This window comes from Stappia indica, assembly GCF_020177335.1.
GTDB lineage: Bacteria > Pseudomonadota > Alphaproteobacteria > Rhizobiales > Stappiaceae > Stappia > Stappia indica_B.
On sequence record NZ_JAIVMG010000012.1, the window covers coordinates 43,719 to 61,760 of the forward strand.

The window sequence follows — 18,042 nt, forward strand, 5'->3', positions numbered from 1 at the left end:
CTGGAAGACCAGGCTCAAGACGCGGTCTTGATCCAGTCCGCCAGCTTGTTCTTCGGCGCGGCGCCGACCTGGGTCGCCACCGGCTCGCCATCCTTGAACATGATCAGGGTCGGGATCGAGCGCACGCCGTACTTGATGGCGACGTTCTGATTCTGATCGATGTTGAGCTTGGCGATGGTCACGGCGCCATCCATCTCTTCGGAGATTTCCTCCAGCGCCGGCGCGATCATCTTGCACGGACCGCACCATTCCGCCCAGAAATCAACGACGACAGGGCCCGAAGCCTTCAGAACCTCGGCTTCGAATGTTTCGTCAGTCACGACAGCGGTCGCCATCTCATGTCCTTTCCGGTTCAGGAACGCCTTGCGTTCTCACGTCGCACGGAAGGTAGGAACCCGGCCGCCCCACGTCAAGCAATCGCATGATCTCCGCCCTTGCGAAGATTGGCGAGAATTCCGTCGAGCTGCGGCGATGGCACCTCCATCAGACAAGGCCCGGCGGTCCACAACAGCGCCGCCCGCACCGTCTTGTCCGGATAGATCTCCCGCAACAGCGCCCGGTAGACCGCGAGCTGCGTCAGATAGGCCAGCGGTGCGGCGCTCGAATCATCCGGCACCTCGCGGTTGGTCTTGAAGTCGACAATCAACACATCGTCATCGGTGACGCACAGGCGGTCGATCTGACCGTTCACCTCCGCCTCGGTGCCATCGGCCAGCGAAATCCGGCCGACCACCGGCACCTCCGCCCGCGCCCGCTCGGAAAACACCGCCGCGAAGCGGGCATCCTCCAGCACCGCGCAGGCTTCCTGCGCCAGTTGATCGGCCCTATCGGCAAAGCCTTGCGGCAGGTTCGCCGCCAGATAGCGGCCCGCCGCCGCGCGCCGTCCGGCCGGTGGCAGATCCGGCAGGACCTGCAACAGCCGGTGCAGGTGCCGCCCCCGCTCACGGGGATAGCTCGGCGCGGCCCTGGCATCGGCCAACCGGTCGCGCGCCGGCACATCGGCGATGCCCTCCTTGCCTTCCATTTCCTCAAAGGCGGCCGAGGGCTGCAAGCGCGGGGTACGCCTCACCCCCGGCGCCGGCTTGTCGAGCCAGTCGGGGCGTGGCTCCGCCTCTTCCTGCGGACCGGCGGCGACGACGGCGCGCCCACCAAGCGCCGGCGGCGGCGAGACGATGCCGGGGCGTTGCCACACCCGGTGGACATCCCCGCCGGCTGCCTCCTCATCCCGGGCATCCGGATCGAGCGCCCGGGAAACGAGAGAATACCAGCACTCCGGATCGGCGCCGCGCGACGGCGCCCAGCCGCAGACCACCAGCCGGTCCTTGGCGCGGGTCATCGCCACATAAAGCAGGCGGCGGTATTCCTCGGCCGCGCCTGCGCGCAGCTCCTCCAGCGCCTCACCATGCCAGCCGGTGCGGGAGGCCTTCACCGGCAGCCAGACCAGCGCCGGCGGCGTGCCCTCATCCTGACCGCGCGGCCGTTTGACGAAGCCGGGATCATGATGCGCGGACACCGGCGCGGCGCCGGTGTCGACCAGAATCACCAACGGCGCCTCCAGCCCCTTGGCCCCATGCACCGTCATGATCCGGACCACCCCGCGCGCGGCATTGAGCTCGCGCTTGATCTCGGTCGGCGCCGCCGCAAACCAGGCCAGGAACCCTTCCATCCCCGGTGTTCCGGTCTGCTCGAAGGTCAGGGTGAGCGCCAGGAACTCATCGAGGATGTCATCCACCTCGCTGCCGAGCCGGGCGCGGAACTGCTGACGTCCGCCATCGGCGGAGAGCAGCCGCGAAAAGAACTCGAATGGCGGCATGAAGTCGGCCCGGGCGCGCCAGGTCTCGATGCGCCGGCGCACCGCGTCCCAGGCCTCATCCCGGTCCGCCGCCCTGGTGAGCGCCTGCCACAGGGTGCCCGCCCGCAGCCGGTCGTCGTCCTCGCGCGCAAGCTGGTAAAGGTCCGCATCGGTGAGCGCAAACAGCGGGCTTTTCAGCACACAGGCCAGGGACAGATCATCCTCCGGCAGCAAGAGAAACCGCCCGAGGGCGATCAGATCGGCAATGGCGATGTGATCGTTGAGCACCAGCCGGTCGCTGCCGGCAACCGGCACCCCGGCCTGTTTCAGCGCCCGGGTCAGCGCCTCGACAAAGGCGCCGCGCTTGCGCACCAGAACGAGGACATCCTCCGGATCGGCAGTGCCGGAACGCCACCAGGCACGGACCTCCGCCGCGATCTTGCGGGCCAGCCGCAGCATCGGGCTGTCGGCGGACATGCGGTCGATCGGCGCGGTCCAGTCCTCCGGCGCCTCGACCTCGGCCACCTCTTCCAGCGGCCAGATTTCCACCCGGCCCGGATCGTTGCGCCGCACCGCCTCATGCACCGGCGGCTCCTGCGCCTGCGACAGCCCGCGATAGGCGGCCGGATCGGCAAACACCGTGTCGACCGCTGACAGCACATCCGGGGTGGAGCGGAACGACAGGGTGAGATCGACCCGGGAGAAGGCGTTGCCGGCATCATGGGCACGCTCTTCGAAATGCCGACGCATCTCGGCGAAATAGGCCGGAACGGCACCCTGAAACGAATAAATCGACTGTTTCTCATCACCAACGGCGAACAGGGTGCGGGTGCGCGGGTTGGCGGAGGCGCCGGTAAAGAACTCCTCCGCCAGCGCCTTGACCACCCGCCATTGATGCGGGCTGGTGTCCTGCGCCTCATCGACGAGAATGTGATCGAGCCCCTGGTCGAGCTTGTACTGTACCCACAGCGCCGCATCGGAACGGGCCAGGAGGTTGGAGGCGCGCACGATCAAATCCTCGAAATCGAGGAACCCGCGCCGTGTCTTGTCCCGCTCATAGGCGCCCAGCATCGCGTCTGCGAGGCGGAGCGCGGCTTCCGTCCCCTCCAGCGTATGCGCCGCGCGCCGGCGCTCCAGCAGCTCCATGAGACGTGCCTGTTCATCGAACAGCCGCTCCACCACCTGCGGATAGGCCTCGGCGACGCCCTTGGTGGCGAGCCGCTTCGCCGGTTCCAGTTGTTTGGTCAGGAACACCCGGAACCACAGTTCGCGCCAGGCGGCCGGATTTTGCTCGGCGGCGGCGGCCCGCAGCAGCGCGGCCCTGTCCTTGTCGGTCTTCGATCCGGTGTCGAGCGCCTCGGCGATGGCCAGCGCCCGCGCCGCATCGATCAGGGTTTCGTCGGAAAGCCGTGCATCGAGCCGGTCCGGCCGATCCTCCCCGGTCAGATCGAAGCTCGCCCGCAGCTCCGCCAGCGCCGCATCGAGCGAGCCGGCATCGACGATCCAGGCCCGCAAGGCCTCCCGCTTCGACACCAGTTCGGCCAGCGCATCCTCGACGCTCTTGTCCGGCATCTCGCGGATCAGGAAGGCCAGCGCCCGTCCCATGGGACTGTCCGGATCCCGTTCCGCCCGGCGCAGCACAAGGGCGCGCGCGGAAGCGAGAAGATCGGCGGTCTGGCGGTCATCGAGCACGGAGAAATGCCCGGCTACATTCGCTTCCAGCGGGAACTGGTGCAGCAGCGCCTCGCAGAAGGCGTGGATCGTCTGGATCTTCAGCCCGCCGGGGGTTTCCAGCGCGGTGGCGAAGAGGTGCCGGGCGCGGGACAGGCCCTCCGCCGTAGAAGGACGCCCCTCGACCTCCTGCAATTCCGCCGCCAGCGCCGCGTCATCGAGCGCGGTCCAGGTGCCCAGCGTCTCGAACACCCGGGTCGCCATCTCCGAGGCCGCCGCCTTGGTAAAGGTCAGGCAAAGGATGCGCGAGGGCGGCGTTCCGGCCAGCAACAGGCGGATCACCCGCCGGGCGAGAACGAAGGTCTTGCCCGAACCGGCATTGGCACTGACCCAGGCGGAGCGCAGCGGATCGGCGGCGAGCGCCTGGCGCTCACGGGTGGCGGCGGGTATCTGCAATGCGGTCATGTGTCCTCATCCCCGCCCAGCGACCATTCCGGCACCCGGGCCAGATGGTCGTAAGGCCCGCCGCGCGCCCGTTCCTTCATCACCCGAGCCCGCGACAGATAGCCTTTCGCAGGATTTTCATAGCCGGCAAACAGCGCCTTCGTGCGCTGCAAGGCCTCCTCGGCAAGATCCGCAACTTCCCGGTCCTTAGGCGCGCGGGGCAGCACCTCCAGAGCCGTGCGGCCGCCGGACAGACGCAGGTAGAGCAGATCGGTCACCACGGCGCCCGGATCGACATCGGCAAAGCCGCCAGCGGCGACCAACGCCGCCTCCAGCGGCAATTGCGGCGCCAGCAACGCGGCCACTTCCTTGGCGCTCGGAGCCTGGCCGGTCTTGTAGTCGATGATCGCCAGCGTTCCGTCGCGGCCAAGGTCGAGCCGGTCGGCGCGGGCGGTCAAGGCCACCTTGCGTCCGGGAACAAGGTCGAGCTCCAGCCGGCCATCCACCTCCAGGAAGCGGCGGTCGACATCCGGCGCCCGGGTCGCCTCATAGCCGATGAAAGCCTCGGCGATGCGCTCAAACCGCAGCCACCACAGCGCGCGGACCGCTGGGAACGCATCGAGCGGCGCAAACCGCTCGCGGCCGATTTCCAGCAGGCGCTCCAGTGCCGCCGGGCCGAAATCGCCGGCCCAGCTTTCCAGAAACACCGCCAGGCAATCGTGGATGAGCGTGCCCTTTTCCGCCGCCCCCGGGTCGCCACCGATCGGCTCGACCGGATCGAGGCCGAGGATCTTCTGCGCGTAGATGGCGTAAGGATCGCGGATCAGGGTTTCGACGGCGGTCACCGACAGGCGGTCGGGCCGGGCGGCGACCGGCGGAGCCGGCTCCGGTCGCGGCGCGGGCCGGGGCGACCCGTCGGTCTGGTCCATGCGCGCGGCAATCGCCAGGATCTCCTGCCCGCGCGCGCGCATCGCCTCGGAGGTCTCCTTGCCGAGCAAGGTTACCAGCCGCAACAGCCAGCGCGAGGCAACGGCCGGCGCGCCGCCCGACCGCTCCGAGCGCGACAGCACCACCTTCGCAGCGCCAAGCCCTTGCACGAAATCATGGGCGGCCGCGCCGATCCGCCGTTCGGGCGGGTCGAGGCCGATGCCCTGTTTCATCGGCCGGTTGAGCCAGGGGTCGTTGCGGGTGCGCTGCGGCCAGGTGCCCTCGTTGAGAGCGCCGAGCACCACCACGTCGAAATGCTGCAGCCGGGCCTCCATCGGGCCGAAGATGGCGATGCGCGGATCGCCCGGCAGGCGCCGGCGGACGTTGATGCCGGAAATCAGCGCGGCGAAGACGTCGGGCCAGTCGCGTGCAGCCACCTCCAGCCCGACCGAGCGCGCCGCCAGCATATCGGCGAAGGTTGCCGCCAGCCCCTCGCCCGCCTCACCGGCGTAAAGCTCATCGCTCGCGCCGGTCTCGTCGCGCACCAGCGCCACCAGCACCGCCTCATGGGCGGCAACGAGATCGGCGGCATCGCACGCCTCTTCGCCCTCGCCCTCAGCGGTGACAAGCCGTTCCAGCGGGGCCAGCGCCTCGGCGAGCCGCCGCGCCAGATCCTCCATCGCATCCCAGTCGGCCGGATGCAGCTTTTTCCAGCGCGGCATGCGCCGGGTGGCGCCGGGCTCCTCGGCCAGAGCGCGGGCCACTGTTATCGCCGCCAACAGCCCGGCGCTGCCGGCACGGGGGCGCGGACCGCGCAGCAGGCCGCGTTCAAGGGCGCGCGCGGCGGCGCGGATCTCGCGCGCCGGCAGCCCCAGACGCACCAGCGGATGCTTGAGAAGCGCCAGCAGCGCGACCGGCTCCAGCCCGCCAAGGGCAAGCCCGGCGGCGAGCCGCGCCAGCACCCCCGGCGGGGTCTGATCGAGCGGCCGGCCGGCACTGTCATCGACCTGCAGCCCCCAACGGGTCAGCTCCACGGCGACCCGCCGCCCCAGCGTCCGATCCGGCGAAATCAGCGCCGCGCTCCGCCCTTCCGCCACCGCCCGGCGCAGCACCAGCGCCACGGCCAGCGCCTCTTCCGCCTCATTGCGGGCGGTGAGCAGATCGACGTCGGCAAACGCCGCCTGCCGCTCGGGCACCGGAACGCCGGCCATGGTCCGAGGCCAGGCATCTGTGGTCTCCGCCGGTCGCAGAGCCTCGCCGACCAGCCGGTCGCGCAAACTCCGCGCCGGATCGGCGGCGGGGGCAAGCTGGCGCACCTCACCGCGCTCCAGCCCCAGATACCGGACCAACCGGGCCATGCCATACTGCGGGTGGCTGGGAGCGCCCTGCCCCTCCCTGTGCCCCTCCCTGTGCCCTTCCCCGGCGCCGATCAGGGCCTGCCAGCTGCGCTGATCGAGGCTGCCGTCGAAGCCGGGGAGCACGATGCAGCCGCGCGGCAGATCGGCAACGGCGGCCAGCAGGTCGGCGGTGGCGGGCACGGAGCCGGTGGCACCGGCGACGATCACCGGCCCCTTGGGCGGGTTCGCGCGCAGTCGCGCCGCCTCGCGGCGGATCAGCGCCGAGCGGCGCGCCTTCGGGTCGACCGCGCCAACCTCGGCCAGATAGGCCGGCCATTGCGCCATGGCGATCTTCAGGAAATCGAGGGTGATCTGCCAGTAGCGGGCGTGATCCTCCGGCACCAGATCGGCAAGGCCGGCCCAGCCGACCTCCTCGGTTTCGATCTCGTCCATCAGGGCGATCAGATCGCCGGCAAGCCAGGCGGCATCGGCGGCGGAGGCCGGCGCGTGCAGCGGCGCATCGGGCGCCAGCTCCAGCACCTCGCGCCGCAGCGCCCCTTCCCACAAATGCACCAGCCGGGTCATCGCCATGCGCCGCTGCATGTCCGGCAAGGCGGGCGGCAAACCGTCCACCGGTGCGCTCGCATTGAGCAGATGCTCATCCTCGTCCACATCGCCGAGCGGACGGATCACCGGCAACAGGCTGGCGCGCGTGCCGAGCCGAGCCTGAAACAGCGCCGGCAGCACCCGGGCGGCGCGGCGGGTCGGCAGGTAGAGGGTGACGCCGGCAAGGGCCAGCGGATCGGCGGACAGGTCGTGATCGGCAATCAGATCGCCGCTGATCAACGCATCGACCAACGCCGGCAGAAACGGCGTTGCCGGCGGGATCGTGTAGACGGCCTTGCGGCGGCGTTCGCTCATACCTGCCCCTTCCTGGCCCCCTGATCGGAGCAGCATTTCATGGATGCGTCGCCCGGCGCCAGCGATTCGCTTGCGGCTGGGGCTTAATCGACGCTGTCGCGAATCGCCTTTTCCGCCGCCTCGATCGCGGGAGGCGTTCCGACATGGAGCCAAAGCCCCTCCATCCGCACGCCGTAAAGGCTGCCCCGTTCGATCGCCACGTCGAACAGCACGTTCAGGGAAAACGCCCCCTCAGGCGCTGCCTCGAACAAGCGTGGATGCAGGATCGCCGCGCCCGCATAGGCGAAGGGGGCGACGGTGCGTTCGGCCCGCCGCTCCAGCCGGCCATCGACATCCATCCGGAAATCGCCGCGCCCGTCATAGCCGACACTGTCGACATATTCGGAAATCAGCAGCAGCGCATCCATCCGCTCCGGATCCCAGCTGCGCGCCATCAGCTCCAGATTGGGGGTGACGCCCTCAATCCAGGTGCTGTCGGAATTCAAGAGAAAGAACGGCTCTTCGCCCAGCAACGGCAGAGCCCGGGCAATGCCGCCGCCGGTTTCGAGCAACTGATCGCGCTCATCGGAAATCTTCACCGGCGGCCGGGCACGGCGCGAGACATGCACCTCCACCAGATCGGCCAGATAGTGCACGTTGACGACGCAGCTCTCCACGCCCACCGCTTCCAGCTTGTCCATCGCCCGGTCGATCAGCGCCTTGCCGCCCACATGGATCAAGGGCTTGGGCGTCGTTGCCGTGACCGGCCGCATCCGCTTGCCCATGCCGGCGGCCAGGATCATCGCGTTGCGGGGCGTGTTGCCGTTGCCGTTCATCATTGCCTTGTTCATGTCCTCATACCCGTTTCCCGGGCCTTATCTCATCACACGACGTTCAGGCGGTTTCATCGGGCCAGGCGACATCACGCGCACCGCCGATTCCTTCTTCGAGCGCGCCATAGGTCTCGAACCACTGTTTCATGCCGGCGAGAACCGGATGGGCCAACGTACGGTGCAGATAGGCATGGACGCGCGGCAGATGCGCCAGATAGTCCGGCTTGCCATCACGTATCGCCAGCCGGGTGAAGATCCCGAGGATCTTGGTGGCCCGCTGCGCGGCGAGAATCGTATAATCGCGCCGGAACACCGCCTCGTCGAAGCCAGCATCGTGCATGGTACGGCGAGCGATGTAGCGCGCCACCAGCTCCGCTTCCAGCGCGGGCAGAACGGACACCCGGGCATCCATGGCCAGCGACGCAAGGTCATAGCCGGCAGGGCCATACATGGCATCCTGATAGTCGATCAGACCGATGCGCTCATGTCCGCTGGCGCCCTCGCGCCAGATCAGGTTGGGCGAATGAAAATCGCGCAGCACCCAGGTCGGCGGCTGTTGCCAGGCAAGCTCGAACAGGCGGGTCAACTCCCGGGTGAACGAGGCTCGGCCTTCATCGTCAACCGGCGCCCCGACACGCGGCAGGAACCAGTCGGGAAACAGCTCCGCCTCCACCAGCAGCGCTCGCGGATCATAGGGCGGAAGGTCGTAGGTCGTGCCATCGGGAAGAGCAAAACTGCGCGGTGGCGGGGTGCTGTGCAGATCGGCCAGCAAGTCGACGGCGGCCCGGTAGCGCTCGGCAATCGGCGCAGCGTCACGCACCACCGGATCGGCGCCGAGATCCTCCTGCAGCACCAGCCCGGCCTCCAGATCGACCGCGTGCAAGGCGGGCGCATGGAAGCCGCGCCGGCGCAGCTCCTCGCCGATGGCCACCACCGCCCGGACCCCATCGGCCAGATGGACGATTTCGCGATAGCTCAGGCCATCGCGGATCACCGGCCCGCCGGGCACCGGTGGCACGTTCATCAGGATCAGGCAGCCGTCAGCGTCGCGGATCGTTTCGAAGCCGCGCGGCGAGGCATCGCCCTGCAGGTAGCGCCGGGCCGCCGTTCCCTTGCCATGCTGCTCCAGAAACGCCCGAACCATCCGGGTGCGGGCGAGCCGTTCGGACCAATCGCCCCCCTTGGCGGAGACCCGAACCCGCCGGGCGTCCGGGTTGGCACCTGGCTCGATGGTCAGGCCCAGCCAGTTGGCCGGCAGCAAACCGCCGGCCCGTTCCGGCCACTCGATCAGCGCCGCGCCATCCTCCAGCAGATCGTCAAGCGCGAGCTCGGCCAGTTCCTCCTCGTCCTCCAAGCGGTAAAGGTCGAGGTGCGAGACGGGAAAGCGCGCAAGCTCATAGGTCTGAACAAGGGTGAAGGTCGGGCTCGGCACCTCAAACTCCGGATCGTCGGCGAGGGCGCGCAGCACCGCGCGGGCGAAGGCCGACTTGCCGGCCCCGAGATCGCCGGACAACAGCACGCAATCGCCCGGATGCAGGATCATGGCGATATCTTCGGCCAGACGCCGGGTCGCGGCCTCGTCCTTCAGGGCCAGATCGAGAAGCAGCTCAGGCGTGGTGCCGGCCGGCGCCCCGGAAGTCGGCGTGCGGGTCATGAGGCGACACTACTCGGCAGCGTGCTTGATGGCATCGGGCGAGAAGGGAAATCGGCAGACGACATGCGTGCCGACCCCCTCCTCGGATTCGATGGACACCGTGCCGCCGTGCAACTCGACGAAGCTCTTGACGATCGACAGGCCGAGGCCGGCCCCGCGCCGGCGCACACCGGCATCGCGGCCGACGAAGCGGGCAAACACCTGGTCGAGCATGTCCTGCGGGATACCGCAGCCGTGATCGCGCACATGGAATTCGATCGAGTCGCGGGTTCGCTGGCAGGAGACGTCGATCACCCCGCCCACATCGGAGAAGCGCAAGGCATTGGAAATCAGGTTGAACAGCACCTGGCGCAGCCGGCGCTCGTCCGCCTCGATCATGCCGACGTCCTCGGACATGTCGAGCTTGAGCGAAACGCCGCTGTCGGCAAGCCGGTCCTTCAGCCCCTCGACCGCCGCCTGCACGGTGCGGGCGACATCGACCGCCGAGATATCCAGCTCCATGATGCCGGCATCGATGGTCGCCAGATCGAGAATGTCGTTGATGATCGCCAGCAAGGCGGAGGAAGAGGACAGGATGTAGTCCACATACTCGCCCTGCTTGGCCGTCAACGGACCGAATTTCGGATCGGACAGCAACTGGGCGAAGCCGATGATGTTGGTCAGCGGCGAGCGCAGCTCGTAGGAGACGTGCTGGATGAAGGCGTTCTTGAGCTGATCCGCCTGCTCCAGCGCCTCGTTCTTGTCCAGAAGCGCCCGTTCCACATTCACCGTATCGGTGACATTGACGAAGGTCACCAGGGTGCCGCCATCGGGCAGCGGCACGGTGGCGAAATCGATCGCCTCGCCGATGGCGCGTTCAAGCCTGCCGGACACCGGCTCGCGGTTGTCGGCAAGGCTGGTGACCACCGTCACCAGTTGCCGCCAGGTGGCCCGCTCGCCCGGCTCAAGCCCCTCGTTGTCGACCACATCGGTGATGTGCGGGCTGTCGCCGAGCCGATCCCCGGACAGCGACCACATGGTCTCGAACGCCGTGTTCCACAGCCGCAACCGGCCGTTGGAGCCGAACACCGCGACCGCCTCGGACAGATTGTCGAGGGTTTCGCCCTGCACCCGGATCAGCGAATTGTAGCGGCTTTCCAGATCCAGCCGCTCGGTCACGTTCTCGTAGATGTAGGTCACGCCGCCCTGCGGATGCGGGTTGGCGATCACCCGCAAGGTCCGGCCGTCCGGCAGATACCACCAGAACTCGCGGGCATCGAGGGAGGTGTAGGTTTCCAGCAGCTTGTTGCGCCAGCCGCGATAGTCCGCCTGCTCGGGCAGCTTGCGCGCGGCGCGCAGTGTATCGAGCAGCGCTCCATCGGTGGGCTGGCTTTCGAGGAAAGTCGTGTCGAGATCCCACAAGCCACGGAAGGCGGCGTTGTAGAACTGCAGCCGCTGATCGGCGCCGAAGATCGCCACAGCCGTCGCCAGCTGATCGAGGGTACGGGCGTGAAAGTCGATGGTCCGCCCCAGCTCCTGGCGAATGTTTTCCAACTCGTTGACGTCGATGGCAATGCCGGCACTGCCCTGCGGGAGCGATACCTGAGTGACATCGAAGATCCGCCGCGCCCCTGCGGAGACCGCCGGCAGGCGCATCTGCCCCACCCCGCCCTGGTTTTCCGCGTCGCGCGCGATCAGCCGCCGCCCCTTGGCATCAAGGAATTCGGCACCGGTCTCGCTCGGCGCCCCGCCACCATTGGCCTCCACGGCCGCATCATAGGCCGCATTGGTCCAGGTCAGCTTTCCGGCCTCATCGCGCAGCCAGGCCGGAGCGGGCACCGCGTTGAGCAATCCGCGCAGGGCGTCAAGCTCTGCGGTGAGTGTTTCATGCCGCTCCGACAGCAGCGCATGCGCGCGGCGTTCGCCGGTGAGATCGCGCAGCCGCAGAACGGCGGCACTGGCGGCAATGCGCCCGCGCGCCTCGACCCGGCCGCCGCCAAGGGTCGGCAAGGTCAGATGAAAGGCCTCGCCCTTGCTGCGCAGCGCATCGACCGCGTGCTCCAGCGCACTCGCCTGTTCCGGGTCCAGCCATGTTCCGAAGGCCAGCAACCTGACCGGCGAGCGCGGCACGCCAGAGGCTTCATCAAGCATGCCGGTGACCATCGGCTGCTCCTCGCCGCCATGCCAGACGACAAGCCGCTGATCATCGGAATCGATCAGGCTTTCGAGACGATCAAGACGAGCGGTAAGGGCGGCGGCCTTTTCCCGCGCCCGGGCCAGGGCCCCGCTGGCGGCGCGATTGCCGCGTATGGAGGCAACGGCCGCGGTGACCGCGAAGGCGACCGTCCCGCCGACAGCAGCAATCCAGACAACCATCAGCGGATCGACATGAGCGGCGGGGACGGGCGCCAGCGCCGCGCCGGCCTCCTCGGCCAGCCCCATTCCCGATGCGGACAAAAGTGCCAGACAGCTTGCGCCGGTGCGGGCCATGGTCTTGAGACTCGCGCCCCGCCATGTGACGCCGCCGCGTCCATGTTCCAAGCCGTTCCCCGGCATCCGTTCGATCCTCTACCGCCGCATCGAGCCCGAGGGAGCCCGCCGGTTCAGTTCTGCCTCACGAACTGACCGATTCGCAAAGACCATAACTCAGTTGAGAATCGCGCAGAAGAGTCTGTTGACGAAAAGTAAACGGAACGCGCGTCATCCACAGCCCTCCCGGGCCGCTGAGCGGAGAGCTGCGATCCGCCGATATCGGGGATCAAATGCGGACGGGCGCCGAAGCGCCCGCCCATGTTCACCGCGATCGGTTAACGATCAGTAGCGGTAATGCTCCGGCTTGTACGGGCCGGTGGTCTCAACGCCGATATAGGCGGCCTGCTCGTCGGTCAGCTCGGTCAGCTCGACCCCGAGCTTGCCCAGATGCAGGCGGGCAACCCGCTCGTCGAGATGCTTCGGCAGAACGTAGACGTCCTTCTCATAGGCATCCGGACGGGTCCACAGCTCGATCTGCGCCAGCACCTGGTTGGTGAAGCTGGCAGACATGACAAAGCTCGGATGGCCGGTGGCGTTGCCAAGGTTCAGCAGACGGCCTTCCGACAGCAGGATCATGCGGCGCCCATCCGGGAACTCGATCATGTCGACCTGCGGCTTGATGTTGGTCCACTTGTAATTGCGCAGCGCCTCGACCTGAATCTCGTTGTCGAAGTGGCCGATGTTGCCGATGATCGCCATATCCTTCAGCGCACGCATGTGATCGAGGGTGATCACATCCTTGTTGCCGGTGGTGGTGATGACGATATCGGCAGTCGGCGCGGCGGTTTCCAGCGTGACGACCTCGAAGCCGTCCATGGCCGCCTGCAGGGCGCAGATCGGATCGACTTCCGTCACCTTGACCCGGGCACCGGCACCGCGCAGCGAAGCGGCAGACCCCTTGCCCACATCGCCATAGCCGCAGACGACGGCGGTCTTGCCAGCCATCATCACATCGGTACCGCGACGAATGCCGTCGACGAGGCTTTCCTTGCAGCCGTACTTGTTGTCGAACTTCGACTTGGTGACGCTGTCGTTGACGTTGATCGCCGGGAACGGCAGCAGGCCCTTGGCCTTGAGCTGATACAGACGGTTGACGCCGGTGGTGGTCTCTTCCGAGACGCCACGGATCTCCTCGCGCTGACGGGTGAACCAGCCCGGGCTCGCCGCCATCCGCTTGCGGATCTGTGCGAACAGGACGGTCTCTTCCTCGGAGGACGGATTGGACAGGACGTCCTCGCCCGCCTCGGCGCGCGCGCCAAGCAGGATGTACATGCTGGCGTCGCCGCCATCATCGAGGATCATGTTGGCCGTGCCTTCCGGGAAGAAGAAGATACGGTCGCAGTAGTCCCAGTATTCCTCAAGGGTCTCGCCCTTGACCGCGAACACCGGAACGCCGCTGGCGGCGATCGCCGCGGCGGCATGATCCTGGGTGGAGAAGATGTTGCAGGAGGCCCAGCGCACTTCGGCGCCCAGATGCACCAGCGTCTCGATCAGCACCGCCGTCTGGATGGTCATGTGCAGCGAGCCGGCAATGCGCGCGCCCTTGAGCGGCTTGGTCTCGCCGAACTCCTCGCGGCAAGCCATCAGGCCCGGCATTTCGGTTTCGGCGATCTCGATCTCCTTGCGGCCGAAGTCGGCCAGGGAGATATCCTTGACGAGATAGTCAGTTGCGGTGGTCATGAGGTCTTATCCGCTCGTTCGGTTCGAAATTGGGTCGCGCCGTTGTCGCGACCGGCCTGCCCACGCCGAACCCGAGGCGGGCCGGACATGCGGTGAAACGGCAACAGGCGCGCGCAAGCACACCCTGTCGCCGGGTTATAATCGCCAGGACGGCACAAAGCAATAATGATATAAAGATTTCTTTATATGAGCGACAGGAGCCAAACTGACTCAGTCGGCCTCGCCGAAACCGCTTTCCACCAGCTCGGCGATCGCCGCCAGCGCCGGCTCGGCTTCGGCGCCGGTGGCGGAGACATGGATGCTGCAGCCTGGCGAGGCCGCCAGCATCATCAGCCCCATGATCGAGGTCCCACCCACCGACTGACCATCCTTGGTGACGACCACATCCGCCTTGAACCCCTCGACCAGCTTGACGAGCTTGGCCGAGGCCCGGGCATGCAGACCGCGGCGGTTGACGATGGTGAGGTCGCGATGGAGGCCGGGCTGGGTATCCGCCTGGGTCATGGTGTTGCGATCATCCCTGTCCGGAGAGCACCTGGCTTGCGACGGAAATGTACTTCTGCCCGGCCTTGCGCGCTTCATCCACCGCCTCGGCGACCCCGACATCGGCGCGCACGCTGGCGAGCTTGATCAGCATCGGCAGATTGACGCCGGCGATCACCTCGATGTTCAGCCCGTCCATGACGGAAATCGCGAGGTTGGACGGCGTGCCGCCAAACATGTCCGTGAGCAGCACCACCCCGGCGCCATCGTTGACCGCTTCAACCGCAGCCAGAATATCCTGACGGCGCTGCTCCATGTCGTCGTCCGGACCGATGCAGATCGTTTCCACCCGCTCCTGGGGGCCGACCACATGTTCCAGCGCTGACTTGAATTCTTCCGCCAACCGTCCGTGCGTGACGAGTACGAGACCGATCATGCCCTGTCCGTTTTGGGGTCCCACGCGGGACCGTCATTGCCATCCGGGCCGTTGTGCACCGGGCGACCAATTTCCGCAAGGCCGCCGCGCAGTGCAAGGAAAATCGGCACCTGATGCCGGTTTATCCGCCATCGAGACGAAGAACGGGCCGCTCACCCCGCCGATCCGGACCAGGAAGCGTCACCGGCCCGCAGCAGGTGACCGAGAATGCGCGAGGCGGCCAGCGGAATATCCTCGTGAGGAAGCTCCAGACGCGGCACCGACACACCGCACAGCCGCTCAGTGCGGGCCGCCACCTCCGGAAAGCGGTCGATATCCGCGCCCGCGCGCAGATCGACAATCAGCCGCACCACCGCCCGAGGCTCATGCACCACCCTGGCGACACCCTCGCCGCGTCGCTCCCACCGCCCGGCGATCGGCGGGGGCACCTCGGCACAAAGCCGCCCGGCGTGGCAGATCAGGATCACCCGGTCATCGGCGACATGACGGGCGAATCGCCCCCACAAGGCGGCCTGCGACACCAGTTCATCGCCGAGCCGGGACTTGCCGCCGCCCGAGGCGCCGCGCAGCAACACCCCGGCCGCCCCGACCAGCACGCAAGACGCATGAACCGTCGGCCTCATGACTTGTCCTCCGCCGGCAGGCGGATAACGAACTGGGCGCCGCACACCCGCCGCTCTCCGGTGCGTGGATCCACCTCTTCCCGGTTACGGACCATGATGGTGCCGCGATGGGCCTCCACGATCTGGCGCGAGATCGACAGGCCAAGGCCGGAATTGTTGCCGAACTCCTCATAATCGGGCCGGTCGGTGTAGAAACGCTCGAAGATCCGATCCTGAAGATCGGGTTTCACCCCCGGACCGTCGTCGTCGACATTGATCACCACCGCATCCGCCGCCCGGCTGGCGGTGATCCGCACGCTCGCCCCTTCCGGCGAGAAGGAGCGGGCATTGTCGATCAGATTGTTGATGACCTGCGCCAGCCGGCTGTCATGCCCGAGGATGCGATAGGGGTGATCACGGCGCGACGGGGTGATGCTTACCTCCACCGGCACCGCCTCCGGCCCGCCGCGCTCGTTGGCCAGATCGCAGACACCGCGCAGCAACACGGCGATATCGACGAGGCCTGCATCGGCGCGCGCCAGTTCCGCATCGAGCCGCGAGGCATCGGAAATATCGGTAATCAGCCGGTCAAGACGGCGCACATCATGCTGGATCACCTCCATCAGCCGGGCCTGGGAGTTTGGATTGCGCGCCAGCGGCAGGGTCTCCACCGCGCTGCGCAGAGAGGTCAACGGGTTCTTCAGCTCATGGGCCACATCGGCGGCGAAGGTCTCGATCGCGTCCATCCGGTTGTAGAGCGCATTGGTCATCTCCCGCAGCGCCCGCGCCAGATGGCCGATCTCGTCCTGACGGTCGGAGAACTGCGGGATTTCCTCGCGCGACTTGATGCCCCGGCGCACCCGCTCGGCGGCGGCGGCGAGACGGCGGACCGGCCCGGCGATGGTGCCCGCCAGCAGGATCGACAGCATCACGGTAACGCCGGCAGCGACGAGGAACACCCGCATGATCGCCATGCGCTCGGCGCGAACGATGGCATCGATGTCACCGCCCTGGGTCGACAAGAGCAGCGAGCCAAGCACGGCCCGGAAGCGCTGGACGGGGACGGCGACGGAGACGATCAGTTCCCCGCGCGGCGACACCCGCACCACACTGGCCGGCGAGCCGGCAAGCGCGGCCTCCACCTCCGGATAGGCGCGCCCGTTGCCGGCGCCGATTTCCTCATAAAGCGGCAGGTCGCCGCGCCGGAACCACAGCTTGATATCGGCCCAGACCTTCTCCCACAGGCCCGGCTCCTCCGCCGTCGGCGGCGGCAGATCGAACCGCAGGATCTGGCCGCGCGCATAAAGATGGCGCGAATCGAGAATGAGGATGCCTTCCGGATCGTAGATCCGGGCGCGGGTCTTGGTCGGCGAGATCAACCGCCGCAGCACCGGCGCCACCCGTTCCGGATTGATCGGGAAGTCAAGCAGGCGCGCGCCATCGGCCGGCGACAGGCTTTCTCCGGCCTGGAGCTGCAGGAGCTGCTCCGGATCGACCATCAGCACGTCGGTCTCCACCGTGGCGGAAGCGGCGATGGCGCCGGCGATAATCTCGCCCTGGGTCAGGAGGCTCTGCACCCTGGCATCGATCAACCCGGCGCGGAACTGGTTGAGATAGAGGATACCGACCAGTAGCGCGCACAGACCCGCAAGGTTGAGCACGACGATGCGGCGGGTCAGCGAGGAGGTCAGGTACGGCCCGAGCAGCCCGCCGGTCCGCTTCAGGAGACGGCGGCGGATCCGGCGATTGCCCAGGGTGCGGAAGCGCCCGGACCGCTCACCGGGCGCGCGAGCGCCCGCTTCGGCCGCCCGCTCGTCCGCGCGGGCCTCCTCCGCAGCCGGCATCGCCGCCTTGCCCCCGGCAGCACGGTCAAGCTGATCCGCGCGCTTGAGGTCAGGGCCGGGCGTCCCGTCCATTTCGCCTGTCTGCGCCTCGATGGCCATTCACGATCTCCCGCGCCTTCCCCAAACGGGGAAACACGCGATTGCTCAGCCTTCCCGGAACCGGTAGCCGACGCCGTAAAGGGTCTCGATCATATCGAAACTGTCATCGACCAGCTTGAATTTCTTGCGCAAACGCTTGATGTGGCTGTCGATGGTCCGGTCGTCGACATAGACCTGATCGTCATAGGCCGCATCCATCAGCGCGTTGCGGCTCTTGACCACGCCCGGACGATGCGCCAGCGCGTAAAGGATCAGGAACTCGGTCACCGTCAGCGTAACCGGCATTCCCTTCCAGGTCGATGTGTGCCGCTCCTGGTCCATCACCAGATCGCCGCGCTCCAAGAGCTTGTCGCTCTCCGGCTTGGCCGCCGTCGCATCGCGCGGCTGCACCCGGCGCAGCACCGCCTTGACCCGCTCCACCAGAAGGCGTTGGGAGAAGGGTTTGCGGATGAAGTCGTCGGCGCCCATCTTCAGGCCGAACAGCTCGTCGATCTCATCATCCTTGGAGGTGAGGAAGATCACCGGCAGATCGGACTTCTGGCGCAGCCGCCTGAGCAGCTCCATGCCGTCCATGCGCGGCATCTTGATATCGAAAATCGCCAGATCCGGCGGCTCGCTGATCAGCCGATCAAGGGCCGCAGCGCCGTCCGTATAGGAGTGCACCCGGTAACCTTCGCTCTCCAGAGCAATAGAGACCGATGTCAGAATATTGCGGTCGTCGTCTACAAGCGCGATCGTCGCCATGATCGGTGCCCTGATCCTCTTCGTTCCATTCGTGACTTGGTTTACCAGCCTTGGCGGTGAAAATGCGCGGAAATTATGACGCCCC

Annotated in this window: 12 protein-coding genes; all 12 read right to left on the reverse strand. The window is 67.4% G+C overall.

The window, feature by feature from the left end:
* Nucleotides 1-14: 14 nt before the first annotated feature.
* Nucleotides 15-335 carry a thioredoxin gene (gene trxA / locus LC062_RS15995; protein WP_181761644.1) on the reverse strand — a complete coding sequence of 107 codons (321 nt, stop codon included), beginning with the start codon at nucleotides 333-335 and terminating at the stop codon, nucleotides 15-17.
* A 74-nt stretch (nucleotides 336-409) separates the two neighbouring features.
* Complete coding sequence (gene addA / locus LC062_RS16000; RefSeq protein WP_224912035.1) at nucleotides 410-3,928, reverse strand: double-strand break repair helicase AddA; 3,519 nt, start codon at nucleotides 3,926-3,928, stop codon at nucleotides 410-412.
* Nucleotides 3,925-7,092, reverse strand: coding sequence for a double-strand break repair protein AddB (addB, locus tag LC062_RS16005; RefSeq protein WP_224912036.1), 3,168 nt, complete (start codon nucleotides 7,090-7,092; stop codon nucleotides 3,925-3,927). Before addB ends, addA begins: the two co-directional genes overlap by 4 nt.
* Before the next feature lie 83 nt (nucleotides 7,093-7,175).
* On the reverse strand, nucleotides 7,176-7,922 hold the full coding sequence (locus tag LC062_RS16010; protein WP_224912037.1) for a nucleotidyltransferase family protein: 747 nt from the start codon (nucleotides 7,920-7,922) through the stop codon (nucleotides 7,176-7,178).
* A 43-nt stretch (nucleotides 7,923-7,965) separates the two neighbouring features.
* Entirely contained in the window at nucleotides 7,966-9,558 is a 1,593-nt protein-coding gene (gene tsaE / locus LC062_RS16015; protein ID WP_224912038.1) for a tRNA (adenosine(37)-N6)-threonylcarbamoyltransferase complex ATPase subunit type 1 TsaE, read from the reverse strand.
* Nucleotides 9,559-9,567: 9 nt separating this feature from the next.
* Nucleotides 9,568-12,027: a sensor histidine kinase gene (locus tag LC062_RS16020; RefSeq protein ID WP_224912039.1), complete on the reverse strand. Its 2,460-nt coding sequence runs from the start codon at nucleotides 12,025-12,027 to the stop codon at nucleotides 9,568-9,570.
* A 324-nt stretch (nucleotides 12,028-12,351) separates the two neighbouring features.
* The gene (ahcY, locus tag LC062_RS16025; RefSeq protein WP_224912040.1) at nucleotides 12,352-13,749 is read right to left on the reverse strand and encodes an adenosylhomocysteinase; all 1,398 of its coding nucleotides are present in this window, start codon (nucleotides 13,747-13,749) and stop codon (nucleotides 12,352-12,354) included.
* Nucleotides 13,750-13,959: 210 nt separating this feature from the next.
* Nucleotides 13,960-14,253, reverse strand: coding sequence for an HPr family phosphocarrier protein (locus LC062_RS16030; RefSeq protein ID WP_224912041.1), 294 nt, complete (start codon nucleotides 14,251-14,253; stop codon nucleotides 13,960-13,962).
* A 10-nt stretch (nucleotides 14,254-14,263) separates the two neighbouring features.
* Nucleotides 14,264-14,668, reverse strand: coding sequence for a PTS sugar transporter subunit IIA (locus LC062_RS16035; protein ID WP_224912042.1), 405 nt, complete (start codon nucleotides 14,666-14,668; stop codon nucleotides 14,264-14,266).
* 152 nt (nucleotides 14,669-14,820) lie between these two features.
* Nucleotides 14,821-15,291, reverse strand: a complete 471-nt coding sequence (locus tag LC062_RS16040; protein WP_224912043.1) for an HPr kinase/phosphorylase — start codon at nucleotides 15,289-15,291, stop codon at nucleotides 14,821-14,823.
* On the reverse strand, nucleotides 15,288-17,114 hold the full coding sequence (locus tag LC062_RS16045) for a stimulus-sensing domain-containing protein (RefSeq protein ID WP_404829740.1): 1,827 nt from the start codon (nucleotides 17,112-17,114) through the stop codon (nucleotides 15,288-15,290). The genes LC062_RS16040 and LC062_RS16045 overlap by 4 nt, the downstream gene beginning before the upstream one ends.
* 144 nt (nucleotides 17,115-17,258) lie before the next feature.
* Nucleotides 17,259-17,957, reverse strand: a complete 699-nt coding sequence (locus LC062_RS16050; RefSeq protein ID WP_224912045.1) for a response regulator transcription factor — start codon at nucleotides 17,955-17,957, stop codon at nucleotides 17,259-17,261.
* Nucleotides 17,958-18,042 lie beyond the last annotated feature (85 nt).